At 72.5% G+C, this 13260-nt stretch carries 13 protein-coding genes; 10 read left to right on the top strand and 3 right to left on the bottom strand.

From position 1 onward, the window contains the following. The first annotated feature begins 1013 nt into the window (after positions 1 to 1013). Together ctaD and ACZ7G3_RS34930 are read left to right on the top strand one after the other, a co-directional pair. The gene (gene ctaD / locus ACZ7G3_RS34925; RefSeq protein ID WP_470930639.1) at positions 1014 to 2732 is read left to right on the top strand and encodes an aa3-type cytochrome oxidase subunit I; all 1719 of its coding nucleotides are present in this window, start codon (positions 1014 to 1016) and stop codon (positions 2730 to 2732) included. Between the two features lie 224 nt (positions 2733 to 2956). Next, positions 2957 to 3799, top strand: a complete 843-nt coding sequence (locus ACZ7G3_RS34930; protein WP_470930640.1) for an MBL fold metallo-hydrolase — start codon at positions 2957 to 2959, stop codon at positions 3797 to 3799. Positions 3800 to 3920: 121 nt separating this feature from the next. On the opposite strand, the gene ACZ7G3_RS34935 is transcribed toward ACZ7G3_RS34930, so the two are convergent. Then, positions 3921 to 4334 (bottom strand): SRPBCC family protein, encoded by a 414-nt coding sequence (locus ACZ7G3_RS34935; protein ID WP_470930642.1) that lies wholly within the window; start codon positions 4332 to 4334, stop codon positions 3921 to 3923. A 170-nt stretch (positions 4335 to 4504) separates the two neighbouring features. Between ACZ7G3_RS34935 and ACZ7G3_RS34940 the strand changes: the two genes are divergently transcribed. After that, on the top strand, positions 4505 to 5686 hold the full coding sequence (locus tag ACZ7G3_RS34940) for a PP2C family protein-serine/threonine phosphatase (protein WP_470930644.1): 1182 nt from the start codon (positions 4505 to 4507) through the stop codon (positions 5684 to 5686). A 28-nt stretch (positions 5687 to 5714) separates the two neighbouring features. Here the strand turns inward: ACZ7G3_RS34940 and ACZ7G3_RS34945 are convergent, their stop codons facing one another. Continuing rightward, positions 5715 to 6047 carry a hypothetical protein gene (locus tag ACZ7G3_RS34945; RefSeq protein WP_470930646.1) on the bottom strand — a complete coding sequence of 111 codons (333 nt, stop codon included), beginning with the start codon at positions 6045 to 6047 and terminating at the stop codon, positions 5715 to 5717. Positions 6048 to 6196: 149 nt separating this feature from the next. On the opposite strand from ACZ7G3_RS34945, the gene ACZ7G3_RS34950 reads away from it, so the two are divergent. The 3 genes from ACZ7G3_RS34950 to ACZ7G3_RS34960 are packed head-to-tail and all read left to right on the top strand — an operon-like array spanning position 6197 to position 7916. Next, positions 6197 to 6895 (top strand): nucleotidyltransferase family protein, encoded by a 699-nt coding sequence (locus ACZ7G3_RS34950; RefSeq protein WP_470930648.1) that lies wholly within the window; start codon positions 6197 to 6199, stop codon positions 6893 to 6895. Further along, positions 6892 to 7188, top strand: coding sequence for a BON domain-containing protein (locus ACZ7G3_RS34955; protein ID WP_470930650.1), 297 nt, complete (start codon positions 6892 to 6894; stop codon positions 7186 to 7188). Before ACZ7G3_RS34950 ends, ACZ7G3_RS34955 begins: the two co-directional genes overlap by 4 nt. After that, positions 7188 to 7916, top strand: coding sequence for a metallophosphoesterase family protein (locus tag ACZ7G3_RS34960; RefSeq protein WP_426600897.1), 729 nt, complete (start codon positions 7188 to 7190; stop codon positions 7914 to 7916). The genes ACZ7G3_RS34955 and ACZ7G3_RS34960 overlap by 1 nt, the downstream gene beginning before the upstream one ends. A 15-nt stretch (positions 7917 to 7931) precedes the next feature. Here ACZ7G3_RS34960 and ACZ7G3_RS34965 read toward each other — a convergent pair whose 3' ends face one another. Beyond that, a complete protein-coding gene (locus tag ACZ7G3_RS34965) occupies positions 7932 to 8570 on the bottom strand; it encodes a GNAT family N-acetyltransferase (protein ID WP_470930653.1) in 639 nt (212 codons plus the stop codon). Positions 8571 to 8679: 109 nt separating this feature from the next. On the opposite strand from ACZ7G3_RS34965, the gene ACZ7G3_RS34970 reads away from it, so the two are divergent. From ACZ7G3_RS34970 to ACZ7G3_RS34985, 4 genes are all read left to right on the top strand, one after another. After that, complete coding sequence (locus ACZ7G3_RS34970; protein WP_470930655.1) at positions 8680 to 11169, top strand: molybdopterin oxidoreductase family protein; 2490 nt, start codon at positions 8680 to 8682, stop codon at positions 11167 to 11169. Beyond that, positions 11166 to 11657, top strand: coding sequence for a hypothetical protein (locus ACZ7G3_RS34975; RefSeq protein ID WP_470930657.1), 492 nt, complete (start codon positions 11166 to 11168; stop codon positions 11655 to 11657). Before ACZ7G3_RS34970 ends, ACZ7G3_RS34975 begins: the two co-directional genes overlap by 4 nt. Positions 11658 to 11824: 167 nt before the next feature. Next, positions 11825 to 12406, top strand: coding sequence for a DoxX family protein (locus ACZ7G3_RS34980; RefSeq protein WP_470930659.1), 582 nt, complete (start codon positions 11825 to 11827; stop codon positions 12404 to 12406). Positions 12407 to 12494: 88 nt separating this feature from the next. Then, positions 12495 to 13058, top strand: coding sequence for a hemerythrin domain-containing protein (locus ACZ7G3_RS34985; RefSeq protein ID WP_470930661.1), 564 nt, complete (start codon positions 12495 to 12497; stop codon positions 13056 to 13058). The last annotated feature ends 202 nt before the right edge of the window (positions 13059 to 13260 follow it).

The following is a 13260-nucleotide window of genomic DNA, read 5'->3' on the forward strand; positions in this document are numbered from 1 at the left end:
ACGCATAGTCTTGCCCCTCAAACCCTCCCCCCCTCCCCCCCCCCTCTCTCCCCCTGTTTCCCCCCCCCCCCCCCCCCCCCCCCCCCCCCCCCGGGGCCCCGGACCGGACCGCGGAGGCACGGGCGGACGCCCGGACCGGACCGCCGGGCGCACGGACGGGCGGGCGCCGGGCCCGGTCCGCGTCCACGGCGCTACGTCACGGCGGCCACCGGCCGCCCCGGCACCCGGGGCGCGGACGGCACGCCCGGAACAGGCCGTGCGGCAACACCCCCGAACGGGCGGGACGAGGGCCGGCTCGCAGCGTTCCCCGGCCCTCGGAAAGGCCCCGGAGCGCGGCGTCGCTCCACGGTCACACACCGGGCCGGTGCCGCGGCATCGGGGACGGCACCCATAACGTCCGGTGGCCGACACCCATCATCGGCCGGGAGCGCGCGCCGCTGCGCGGCCGAGACGTACCCGCGGCGCTGCGGAAGGGGGCGCACCACGGTCGGCGCCGACCGCCCGCCACGGTTCCCGCCGACCGCCCGTTCCCGCCGACCGCCCCACGCAGTCCGCCCCGCCGCGGGATGCGGCGGGGCGGACGACGTCGCGGACGGTCCGTCAGCACGGCGTGGTTGCCATGAGCTTCTCGAACGAAGCCATGCAGTCCGGGCAGTGACGTGCCCGTTCGCCGTCGGATGCCTCGATACGTTCGCGGAGTCGCTGTCCGCACAGGGTGGCCGCGGCCGATTTGGCCATCACGTGCCACACCAACGCTCCGCCCGCCTTCTCCGGGCCCACGCACATTTCGTACATGTTCGGCCTCCCAGCCTGGACGCCGCTGACACCCTCCAGGAGACACCGGATCGGCCGCCGTCAGTAGTGAGCGAGGGCCATTCGGGTGACGGCCGCTTCGTCCCTCCGAGGCGGTGACGCACCCGGACGGATAGAAACGATCTGCCAATCGGCCCTACCTGGGTGGGCGCGTGACGTGGCGTCGACGCAGGCGGCCGGGGTTCGGATGCTCTGGTCGGATGGCGACACAGACCGAACCGATCACGCCGGTCCCGGCGGCGGAACCCCGCGGCAAGGGGCGGGTGGTCATCTCCTGGCTGACCACGACCGATCACAAGCGGATCGGTCATCTGTACCTCATCACGTCGTTCGCGTTCTTCCTGATCGCCGGAGTGCTGGCGATGCTGATCCGGGCGGAGCTGGCCCGGCCGGGTCTGCAGCTGCTCTCCAACGAGCAGTACAACCAGGCCTTCACGATGCACGGCACGATCATGCTGCTGCTGTTCGCCACCCCGACCTTCGCCGGATTCGCGAACGCCGTCATGCCGTTGCAGATCGGTTCCCCTGACGTCGCCTTCCCACGGCTGAACATGCTGTCGTACTGGCTCTTCCTCTTCGGCGGACTGATCGTGCTCGCCGGTTTCCTGACCCCGCAGGGCGCGGCGGACTTCGGCTGGACCGCCTACACGCCGCTGAGCGGCCCGCTCCACGCGCCCTACCTCGGCGGTGACCTGTGGATCATGGGGCTGGCGCTGTCCGGGTTCGGCACCATCCTGGGATCGGTCAACTTCATCACCACGATCATCTGCATGCGCGCGCCCGGCCTGACCGTCTTCCGCATGCCGATCTTCGTCTGGAACGTGCTGCTGACCTCGGTCCTGGTGCTGCTGGCCTTCCCGGTGCTGGCGGCGGCGCTGCTGGTGCTGGAGGCGGACCGCCACTTCGGCGCGCACGTGTTCGACGCGGAGAACGGCGGGGCGATCCTGTGGCAGCACCTCTTCTGGTTCTTCGGCCACCCCGAGGTGTACATCCTCGCGCTGCCGTTCTTCGGGGTGGTCACCGAGATCATCCCGGTCTTCGCCCGCAAGCCGGTCTTCGGTTACATGGGGCTGGTCGGTGCCACCATCGCCATCGCCGGGCTGTCGGCCACCGTCTGGGCGCACCACATGTTCGCCACCGGTGCCGTGCTGCTGCCGTTCTTCTCGTTCCTGACCTATCTCATCGCCGTCCCGACCGGGGTGAAGTTCTTCAACTGGATCGGCACGATGTGGAAGGGGTCCCTGTCCTTCGAACCGCCGATGCTGTGGGCGGCCGGCTTCCTGGTGACCTTCCTCTTCGGCGGACTGACCGGGGTGATCCTCGGCTCGCCGCCGCTGGACTGGCACGTCACCGACTCGTACTTCGTCGTGGCGCACTTCCACTACGTCCTGTTCGGCACGATCGTGTTCGCGATGTTCGGCGGGTTCAGCTTCTGGTGGCCGAAGATGACCGGCCGCATGCTCGACCACCGGCTGGAGAAGGTGCACTTCTGGACGCTGTTCGTGGGTTTCCACACCACGTTCCTGGTGCAGCACTGGCTCGGTGTCGAGGGCATGCCGCGCCGGTACGCCGACTATCTGGCCGTCGACGGCTTCACGGCCCTCAACACCCTCTCCTCCATCGGCGCGTTCCTGCTCGGCCTGTCCACACTGCCGTTCCTGTACAACGTCTGGAAGACCGCCAGGTACGGCCGGCCGGTCGGGGTCGACGACCCCTGGGGATACGGCCGTTCACTGGAGTGGGCGACGTCGTGTCCCCCGCCCCGCCACAACTTCCACGCGCTGCCGCGGGTGCGCTCCGAGTCTCCGGCCTTCGACCTGAACCACCCCGAACTCGTCCGGCTCGACCAGGCGGAGCAGACGGGGCGGCGCGACGCCGTGGAGCCTGGCCAGGGGCAGGGGCACAAGGGCGACCGCTGACCGTCGGCGCACCGCACTTGGCTGTCCGGACCAGAGGCATGGATCGCCGGGAAGCTCCACGGACGGCCGCGAGCGGCGGCGAGCGCCGCCGGCGGGCCGGCGGGCGACCGCGGCTCCGGCGGCCGGGTGAACCTTCGCGGGAGGGGTACTCCGTCCTCCCGTGAGGGTTCCGGCCCGGGCGGCCGGGCCCGGCCCGTGCTCCCGGACAGGATCGGATCACCCACATGTCCCCGTCCTCCGACGACTCCCTGCGGATCCACTTCGTCGGCAACGCGACCGTGCTGCTCCAGTACCGCGAGCTGAGTCTGCTCACCGATCCGAACTTCCTCCACCGCGGCCAGCGCGCCCACCTCGGGTACGGCCTGGTGAGCCGTCGTCTGACCGAGCCCGCGCTCGAACCCGGCGACCTGCCCGAGCTCGACGCCGTACTGCTGTCGCACCTGCACGGCGACCACTGGGACCGCCGGGCCCGGCGGCACCTGTCCCGGTCGCTGCCGATCGTCACCACCCCGCACGCATCCCGCCGGCTGCAGGGCGTGCACGGGTTCCACCGGGCCGTGGGGCTGCGCACCTGGCAGGAGGAGACCGTGCGGCACGCGGACGCGCGGGTACGCATCACGGCACTGCCCGGCCGGCACGCCGGGCAGCCCGTCCTGCGACGCCTGCTGCCGCCGGTGATGGGCAGCCTGCTGGAGTTCGGCCGGGCCGACGGTCCCCCGCGGCACCGGCTCTACGTGTCCGGCGACACGCTGCTCTTCGACGGCCTGGACGAGATCGCCCGGCGTTTCCCCGGCCTGGACCTGGCCGTGCTGCACCTCGGCGGCACGACCCTGCCCGGCGGTTTCGTGGTGACCATGGACGGGCGCCAGGGCGCGGAACTCGCCCGGCGCCTCGGCCCCCGGCTGATCCTGCCGGTGCACTACGGCGACTACACCGTCTTCCGCTCCCCGCTCGACGCCTTCCTGGCCGAGGCCGACCGGAAGGGGCTCGCGGACCGGATCGTGCACTGCCGGCACGGACAGCGGGCCGTCCTCGGCCCGGACGGCGGGCCGCCCGTCGTGACGTAGCGGGCGGCGACCGCCGCGACCCACTCGGCGACCGTGTGGACACCGCAGACGTGGACGCCGCAGACGTGGGCGCCCTCCTCCGCGTCCAGCCGGCCGTGGTGTGCCCTGCCGTACGACGCGTTCACCCGGCCGCGTTGTCGGTGCGCATCCGCACCTGCTCCTCCAGGCGCCGCAGGCTGCTGTCGAGGGCGTCGGCCACGGCGTGCTCCCCGGGATCGTGTCCCTCGTCGAAAGACGACAGGTGCACCGTCACCTCACTGGCTCCGCCGTCGATGCCGGCGACCTGGAGCCAGCCGGCGTAGCTGCCCTGCTCGCGGGTGCCCCATTCGAGCCGCATCTGCTCCGGCCGGGCACTGAGCAGTGCGGAGGTGTCCTGGTCGGTGCGGTCCTCGTGCACGGTGACGGCCGGCAGGTCCTCGGCTTCCACGTGCAGGTCCCGGGGCAGCCAGGCGTCCAGTTGCCCGACGTTCGAGGCCTGGTCGAAGACCTGCTCGGGCTGGGCGGGCATGGTGCGGGAACGCTCGTACTCGGTCATGTGGCACCACTCCTTCGCGCTCGGTGCCGTACGAGGTGACGCGTGCCCTGTTCTGCCCGGGCCGAAGCGCCCGGCGCGTGACCCGCTCGACGGGCGAGGTCCGGCGGGCGGTGCCAGACTGCTGCGCAGCGTGCCCCGGCACGACGGGTTTCTCGACGAGGGGAGACGAGGTGTCGACGTCAGAGGCGACCGACGTGCTGCTCGAGTTCCTCGCCGATCCCGGCCATCTGACGTTGGACCTGCGCACCGCCGTGGCCCGTTGCGCCAAGGCCCTGGACCTCCAGCACACCGTTGTCTACCTCGTCGACCTGCAGCAGCGGCATCTCGTACCGCAGACCGACGTGGCGTCGGCCATGCCCGTCGACGGCTCACTCGCCGGCTGGGCCTACCGTACGCAGGCGCTGCGGGTGGAGGAGTCGGAGACCGGCGGTGTCACGGCGTGGCTGCCCCTGGTGGACGGCGCCGAGCGACTCGGCGTGCTGGCGGTGCACTCGGCGGCACTCACCTCCACCGCGCTTGTCCGGGGGCGGGCGCTGGCCTCGCTGCTGGCCATGATGATCACCTCGAAGCGGGCCTTCGAGGACTCCTTCATCCGGCACACCCGCACCCAGCGGATGCACCTGCCCTCCGAGATGCTCCGCGCGTTCCTGCCGCCGCGCACCATCGGCAACGCGCACGTCGTGTCGACGGCCGTCCTCGAACCGGCCTACGAGCTCGGCGGCGACGCCTTCGACCACTCGCTCACCCAGAAGACGCTGCACGTCTCGGTCATCGACTCCATGGGGCACGACCTGGCCTCCGGGCTCACCAGCGCGGTGGCGCTGGCCGCCTGCCGCAACGCCCGGCGCAACGGGGCCGACCTGCCCACCCTCGTGGAGTGCGTCGACGACGCCCTGGCCAGCTGGCTGCCGGAGCAGTACTGCACCGCTGTCATCGCCCAGCTGGACTTCGAGACCGGTCTGCTGCGCTGGAGCAACTGCGGCCACCCCGCGCCTCTCCTGATCCGGGACGAGCAGTTGGTCGTCGACGCGCTGGAGCGGGACGCCGACCCGCCGATGGGCGCGCCGGCCCAGCTCTCCACCGAGCCGCGCCGGACGCACGAGGTGAGCCTGCAACCCGGTGACCGGGTGCTGATGTACACCGACGGGGTCACCGAGGCGCGTACCCGGGAGGAGAAGCTGTTCGGGCTCGAACGGTTCGCGGACTTCGTCATCCGCGCCACGGCGGGCGGCGAGCTGGCGCCCGAGGCGCTGCGGCGCCTGATCCACTCGATTCTGGACTCGCAGACCGGCGGGCAGCTGCGGGACGACGCGACGATCCTGATGTTCGAATGGCGGCCGCCGGTCCGCTGACGTCGCCGCCGCGCGGTGGCCCGGCACGTCAGATCCAGTGCCCCCGCGCACGCAGCCACTCGTGCACCGTGTCCTTGTCCGACGGGGTGATGCGCACGGGTCCCTCCACATAGGGGCCCTCGTCCTCGGTGAAACCGGTGTCCGTGATCCTCGCGGTGACCCAGGTGGCCAGGTCCTGGGCGGCCCCCTCGGACAGGGCACCCCGTTCCCAGCCGGTGCGGGCCCCGTGGGCCGCGGCGGGGTCATGGGCTCCGGTCTCCGCCAGCCACGCCGCCACCAGCCGTTCCACGGTCCCGGTCCGGTGGTCCTCGGACCCGGTCCGCCGCCGCTCCCGTTCCCGCCGTTCCCGCTCGTCGTTCATGCCGTCCGAGTGCCCGGAATCGTCCCGGTGCCCCACCTCCGGGGCGGCCTTCGTGTCGGCGGTACCGCGCCGGGTACCCGAAACCCAGAGGAGGGCCGATCCGATCCGGCCCGACCCGCAGGAGGCGACAGCCCGGGAAGGGGACAGCGATGACGCAGCACGCCGACGACCGCGCTCTCGACCAGCGCGCCGGCGTTTCCGAGCTCCGTCTGGCAGCGGGGGACCCCGGACTCGTCCCCCAGAACGACGCCCGCCACGAGGATCTCCCACTCGACCGCAACCAGGCGATCCTGCAGGCGGCCAAGCAGGTGGGCTCGATCCTGAAGAAGAAGGAGCACCCGTTCGCGCTGGCCGGCAGCGTCGCCGTGTACGCGCACGGCGGCACCCAGAACCTCCAGCACGACGTCGACTTCTGCATCCGGCCCGACGACGCGGAGGCCGTCGCCGCGACGCTGCGGGAAGCGGGCCTGGCGGTGTACACGCCGCCCGAGGACTGGCTGCTGAAGGCGAACTGCCTGGGACAGCAGGTCGACCTCATCTTCGAACTGGCGCATGAGCCCGTCACGGCACAGCTGCTGGCACGGGCGCAGGACCTCTCGGTCGACTCGGTACTCATGCCGGTCCTGTCGCCCACCGACCTGCTCCGCGGTCTGCTGGCGGCCTTCTCGGAGCACCACTGCGACTTCGGGGCGGTCCTGCCGATCGCCCGCACGCTGCGGGAGAAGATCGACTGGGACGAACTGCGCCGCGACTGCGGCGACGCCCCGATGCCCGCCGCGTTCTTCTTCATCCTCGAACGGCTGGAGATCATCCCTCCGGCCCCTTCCGCGCAGGAGGAGCAGCGATGAGCGACCCCGTCGCACACCAGGGACCCGCGGCGAGCGACACCGCTTCCGCTGCCGGGAACGTCGAGTACCGCGTCGCCCACCTCCACGACCGGCTCGCCGCCGAGGAGCTCGGCGAGCTCGGGGTCCGGGCCGAGATCCGGGCCGGCGCGATCGTGATCACCGGCACGGTGCCCTCCGCCCAGTGCCGCGAGACCGTGCTGCGCGTCGCCCACGAGGAGCTGGCCGGGCTCACCGTGCACACCGACGTCGTGGTGGCGGAGACGACCGGCCCCGACCATGCGGAGGAGCTGTGATGATCCGCGTCGCCGCCGTCGGAGACATCCACATGGGGCCCGACAGCCAGGGACTGCTGCGGCCCGCCTTCGAGACCCTGCCCGACTGTGCCGACCTGCTGCTGCTCGCCGGGGACCTGACCCGGCACGGCACTCCGGAGGAAGCACGGGTGGTGGCACAGGAGGTACGTGACCTGCCGGTACCGGTGGTGGCCGTCCTCGGCAACCACGACCACCACGACGAACGGCCCGAGAAGGTCACCGCACTCCTCCAGGACGCCGGCGTGCGCGTGCTGGAGGGCGAGGGGACCGTCGTGGAGTGCGCCGGGACCCGGGTGGGCATCGCCGGGGTCAAGGGGTTCGGCGGCGGTTTCGTCGGGCGCAGCGCGGGAGAGTTCGGCGAGCCGATCATGAAGGAGTTCGTCCGCACCACCCGCCGCTCGGCGGACAGCCTGCACGCCGCGCTGAAGGAGCTCGCCGACGAGGGCTGCACCGCCCGGGTGGCACTGACCCACTTCTCCCCCGTCGCCGACACGCTCGCCGGGGAGCCGCCGGAGATCCACCCGTTCCTCGGCAGCTATCTGCTGGCCGAGGCGATCGACACGGCCGGCGCGGACCTCGCCGTGCACGGCCACGCCCACTTGGGCTCCGAGCACGGGATGACGGCGGGCGGGGTACGGGTGCGCAACGTGGCGCAGCCCGTCATCCGCCGGGCGTTCAACGTCTACCGGCTGGGCGCGGCCGCCTGAGCACCGCCCGGCGCGTCAGGGCCGGCCGGTGTCGTCCGTCGTGCGTCCGAGGCAGGTGACGTCCGCGGGATCCAGGCCCGCCGTCTCGATCACGTGGAAGCCCATACGGTCGTAGAAGGCCCTGGCCGGTGTGTTGGCTGTGGACATGACCAGGTGGACGGCCGGGACGCCGCGCTCCCGGAGCGCCCGCCAGAACGTGCGCATCAGCGCCCGGCCGTGTCCGCGGCCCTGCCGGTCGGGCAGCAGGTCGATGTGCAGATGGGCCGGGTACGCGGCCAGTTCGGGGACGATCATGCGCTCCGGGTCGTGCAGCAGCTTGGCCATGACCTCGTCGGGGGTGCCGGGCGGCCCCTCCGGCGCCGGATAGCGGTCCGCGACCCGCGGCAGCCACTTGGCGCGGAACTCCTCGACGAAGCGCGGGGTGTCCGCCGTGCCGAGGATGTAGCCGACGGCCCGGCCCTGTCCGTCGTCCAGTACGAAGGCCAGGTCCGGGTCCAGGTGGACGTAGGGGGCGGCGAAGATGGCGGGCAGGAGGGCGGGGTCGGCGTACACGGGCCGGCTGTCCCGGCCGTTGTGCGCGGTGCGGATGCAGATGTCGTCGAGGGCCGGGGCGTCGGCGGGACGGTACGGGCGTACGTGGGCAGTCGGAGTCACCGCAGCATCCTGCCCGCCTGGGAGCGCTCCAACAAGTGAATGGCGTCGAACGGTGGTACTCGGGTACCCGGCGGCCGGCAAGGTGACGGAAGTCGGCGGGAGGCCGGTAATGGAGGATTCGGCGGACCGGATCGCGCAGCCGTGGGGCGGCAGAGTGCCCTACGGGCGGCACGAGACCTGGCCGGCCCGGGTGGACACGTTCCTCGCGGAGGGGGTGGACCCCTCGTCGGTGGAGCGGTGGGTGCAGTCGGCGTCGATCCTGCACTCCGACGGCGACGCCATGGACATCGCGGTCGCGGACGGCCGGATGGTGGGCGTACGGGGCCGTGACGTGGACCGGGTCAACCGGGGCCGGCTCGGCCCGAAGGACCTGTTCGGGTGGCAGGCGAACGCCTCCCGGGACCGGCTGACCCGGCCGCTGGTACGGCGGGACGGGCGGCTGGTGGAGACGGACTGGGACACGGCGATGGACCTGGTGGCCGCCCGCTCGCGCGAGCTCCTCGACGAGCGGGGCCCCGGCTCGATCGGCTTCTACACCTCCGGCCAGCTCTTCCTCGAGGAGTACTACACCCTCGCGGTGCTCGCCCGGGCCGGCATCGGCACCAACCACCTCGACGGCAACACCCGGCTGTGCACGTCGACGGCCGCGGAGGCGCTGAAGGAGACCTTCGGCTGCGACGGACAGCCCGGCAGCTACGACGACTTCGACCACGCCGACGTGGTCGCGCTGTTCGGCCACAACATCGCCGAGACCCAGCCCGTGCAGTGGATGCGGCTGCTGGACCGCATGGAGGGGGCCGATCCGCCGCGCCTGCTGTGCGTGGACCCACGGCCCACGCGGGTGGCCCGGCACGCGGCCGTGCACCTCGCACCCCGGGTCGGCACCAACGTCGCCCTGCTCAACGCGCTGCTGCACGAGACGATCCGGCACGGGAGGATCGACCGCGACTTCATCGCCGCGCACACCGTCGGCTTCGAGGAGCTGGCCGACCGCGTCGCCGACTGCACGCCCGAGTGGGCCGCGGGCATCTGCGACGTCCCCGCCGCCCGGATCGAGGAGGCGGCCGAACTCGTCGGCACCACCGACGCGTTGGTCTCCACCGTCCTCCAGGGCGTCTACCAGTCCCACCAGGCCACCGCCGCGGCGGTGCAGATCAACAACCTGCACCTGATCCGGGGCATGCTGGGCCGCCCGGGCGCCGGCCTGCTCCAGATGAACGGCCAGCCCACCGCCCAGAACACCCGCGAGTGCGGCGCCAACGGCGACCTGCCCGGCTTCCGCAACTGGCAGAACGACACCCATGTCGCCGACCTCGCCAAGGTGTGGAACGTCGAGCCGGAGACCATCCCGCACTTCGCGCCGCCCACGCACGCGATGCAGATGTACCGGTACGCCGAGCAGGGCTCGATCCGGATGCTGTGGATCAGCGGCACCAACCCCGCCGTATCGCTGCCCGAACTCCCCCGGATCCGCTCGATCCTGACGCAGGAACGGCTGTTCACGGTGGTGCAGGACCTGTTCCTCACGGAGACGGCGCAACTGGCCGACGTGGTGCTGCCCGCCGCGACCTGGGGCGAGAAGACGGGCGCGCTCACCAACGCGGACCGCACGGTGCACCTGTCCGAGAGGGCGGTCGAACCGCCCGGCGAGGCCAGGCCCGACCTGGACATCTTCCTCGACTACGCGCGGCGCATGGACTTCCGGGACAAGGACGGCGGCCCGCTGATCACCTGGGACGACCCCGAGTCGGCGTTCGAGGCGTGGAAGCGGTGCAGCGCGGGCCGCCCCTGCGACTACACCGGCCTGTCCTACGCCAAGCTGCGCGACACCAGCGGCATCCAGTGGCCCTGCGACGAGGGGGCGCCGGAGGGCACCGCGCGGCTCTACACGGACGGCATCGGCTGGGCCCACCCGGACCTGTGCGAGAGCTACGGCAAGGACCTGGAGACCGGGGCGTCGCAGGAGGTCGTGGACTACCGCTCGCTCAACCCGGACGGCAAGGCGATGCTGAAGGCCGCCGCCTACCGGCCGCCGCACGAGGAGCCGGACGAGGAGTATCCGTTCCAGCTCACCACGGGCCGGACGATCTACCACTTCCACACCCGTACGAAGACCGGACGGGCGCCCCAGCTCCGCGACGCCGCCCCGGACGTGTGGGTGGAGATCTCCACCGCGGACGCGGACCGGCTCGGCCTCGGCGAGGGCGACCTGGTCGAGGTCGCCGGCGGACGGGGGTCCCTGCGGGGGCGGCTGCGGGTGACCGGCATCCGGCCGGGGCTGCTGTTCGTGCCGTTCCACTACGGCTACTGGGACACCGAGGACGGGTCGGGCCCGGGCCCGGACACCCCCGGGCGGGCGGCGAACGAGACGACCGTCACCGACTGGGACCCGGCCTCCAAGCAGCCGCTGTTCAAGACGGCCACGGCCGCACTCACCCTCGTCGAGCGCGGCGACGGCAGGCCCTCTCCCGCACCCACCACCACCGCGTCGGCACCGGCCGCCGGCGCCAGCGCGCGGCCCACCGCCGGCGGACCGGCGGCGCACACGGCACAGACGCCGACGCGGTTCCCGCACGGCCGCGAGGAAGGCGCCCGGTGAACGGCATCACCCTGACCCTGCGCACACTGCACCGCGGCGAACGGCACCTGGCGCACGACCTGGTGACCGTCGCCGAACGGCACCGCACCGAGCACGAGGTCCATCACGTCGCCACCGACCTCGCCGTCTGGTCCCGCGAACACGTCCGGCGGCTGGCGGAGGTCGCCGCGCAACGCGACGTGAAGCTGGGCGACGCGCCGGACCACTCCTCGGACGGCGTCTTCGCGACGCTGCGGAAGAAGGCGTCGGAGGCGGTGGTGCACCGGCCCGAGCCGGGTCTGCTGCTCCTGCGCGACCTGCGGGAGCTGCATGTCGCCGCCGTGGAGAACTCCCTGCACTGGGAGATGCTCGCCCAGGCCGCCCGGGCGTCCGGGGACGGCGAGCTGCTGGGGCTCGCCTCCGCCTGCCATCCGCGGACGCTGCGCCAGATGCGCTGGACCAACACCATGATCAAGAACCTGTCACCGCAGATCCTGAACAGCCTGTGACCTGCGTGGCGCCCGCACGGTGCGGGGCCGGAGAGCGCCGTCGCCGCGCCGGGCGCCGAATGGCGCCGCCCGGTCCGGGCACCTGATGATCCCCGTAGGCGTCACGTCTTCGGTAGGGCCCTGCGGGTCCCGCGGTACCTCTTGGAGAGAGAGCGAGAGAAAGCGTCATGAGTCTTTTGCGTATGGTCGGCCGCCCGATGCTCGCCTCGATGTTCGTCGCGGGTGGCCTGCAGTCCCTGCGCAGGCCGGAGGAGGTGGCCCCGGCGGCGGAGCCGGTCGTACGGCCGGTGGCCGACCGGGTGGCGGTGCTGCCGGACCGCACCGAACAACTCGTACGGCTCAACGGCGCCGTCCACGTGGTCGGCGGGGTCATGCTCGGGCTCGGCCGCTGTCCGCGGGCGGCCTCGCTGGCCCTGGCGGCCGCGCTGGTCCCCACCACCCTGGCGGCGCACCGCTACTGGGAGGCGGAGGACCCGTCCGACCGCGCCCAGCAGCGCGTCCACTTCCTGAAGAACCTGTCCATGATGGGCGGGCTGCTGATCGCGGCCGACGACACCGGCGGTGCCCCCTCCCTGCTGTGGCGGGGCCGGCACGCCGCCCGGGACCTGCGGCACGACGCCCGTCTGGTGCGCCGCTCGATGCGGGCCGCGGCAGGCCCCGCGGCGGCCGCGGGCGGTGTCCGGGCCAGGCTCGGCGCGGGGGTCCGCACCTGCCGGTCGTCCTGGCCGCTCCGCGCCCGGCACCGGTGAACCGGGCGTTAGCCCGCTGAGTGTGGGGGGACCCGACGCCCGTGGCGGGTCGGTCCCGTAACCGCCACGACCTGGATGGAGGTGGAACATGGGACACGGAGGAAACGTCATCGACGAGCTGACGACCGATCACCGTGAGGTCGAGGAGCTCTTCGGCAGGATCGAGGCGCTGCCGCCCGGTCACAAGGACCGCAAGCTGTACGCCGATCAGGCGACGATCGAGCTGATCCGCCATTCGGTGGCGGAGGAGGCGTATCTCTACCCGGCCGTTCGTGAGCACGTGGCGAACGGGGGCGCCCTCGCGGACAAGGAACTCGAGGACCACGCCGAGGCCGAGCAGATCATGAAGGACCTGGAGGGCTGCGCGGCGGACGACGCCGAGTTCGACCGGTTGATCGGCATGCTGATGAGCGAGATCCGTGCGCACGTCGCCGACGAGGAGGGCAACCTCTTCCCGAGGCTGCGCGAGGCATGCCCCGCCGAAGCCCTGGACCAGTTGGGCGACAAGGTCCGCCGGGCGAAGAAGACGGCGCCGACGCGACCGCACCCCTCCGCCCCGGACAAGCCCCCGATGAACAAGCTCCTGGCGCCCGGGGCCGGGATGGTCGACCGGGTGCGGGACGCGATGTCGGGGCGGGGCAAGCCCGGCTGAGCGCGCCGCGACCATCGCCACCCAGTGGCCTCGTGTGTGCGAGGGGCCCGTCGCCCACGGCGACGGGCCCCTCGCACGCACGCGCTCGGCCGTCGCGGGGGGGGGGGGGGGGGGGGGGGGGGGGGGATGGGGGGGGGGGGGGGGGGGGTGGAAGAGATGTTGCAGCTGCCGCACATCAACGTGCAGGTGCTGACGTTCGCCG

Source organism: Streptomyces sp. NPDC037271 (genome assembly GCF_055603605.1).

What these genes read in the sequence shown, in the direction of transcription:
- ACZ7G3_RS34980 (WP_470930659.1), top strand. Translation starts at nt 11,825, where the DNA reads ATGAGTCTTTTGCGTATGGTCGGCCGCCCGATGCTCGCCTCGATGTTC.
- ACZ7G3_RS34950 (WP_470930648.1), top strand. Translation starts at nt 6,197, where the DNA reads ATGACGCAGCACGCCGACGACCGCGCTCTCGACCAGCGCGCCGGCGTT.
- ACZ7G3_RS34935 (WP_470930642.1), bottom strand. Translation starts at nt 4,334, where the DNA reads ATGACCGAGTACGAGCGTTCCCGCACCATGCCCGCCCAGCCCGAGCAG.
- ACZ7G3_RS34945 (WP_470930646.1), bottom strand. Translation starts at nt 6,047, where the DNA reads ATGAACGACGAGCGGGAACGGCGGGAACGGGAGCGGCGGCGGACCGGG.
- ctaD (WP_470930639.1), top strand. Translation starts at nt 1,014, where the DNA reads ATGGCGACACAGACCGAACCGATCACGCCGGTCCCGGCGGCGGAACCC.
- ACZ7G3_RS34955 (WP_470930650.1), top strand. Translation starts at nt 6,892, where the DNA reads ATGAGCGACCCCGTCGCACACCAGGGACCCGCGGCGAGCGACACCGCT.
- ACZ7G3_RS34930 (WP_470930640.1), top strand. Translation starts at nt 2,957, where the DNA reads ATGTCCCCGTCCTCCGACGACTCCCTGCGGATCCACTTCGTCGGCAAC.
- ACZ7G3_RS34960 (WP_426600897.1), top strand. Translation starts at nt 7,188, where the DNA reads ATGATCCGCGTCGCCGCCGTCGGAGACATCCACATGGGGCCCGACAGC.
- ACZ7G3_RS34985 (WP_470930661.1), top strand. Translation starts at nt 12,495, where the DNA reads ATGGGACACGGAGGAAACGTCATCGACGAGCTGACGACCGATCACCGT.
- ACZ7G3_RS34970 (WP_470930655.1), top strand. Translation starts at nt 8,680, where the DNA reads ATGGAGGATTCGGCGGACCGGATCGCGCAGCCGTGGGGCGGCAGAGTG.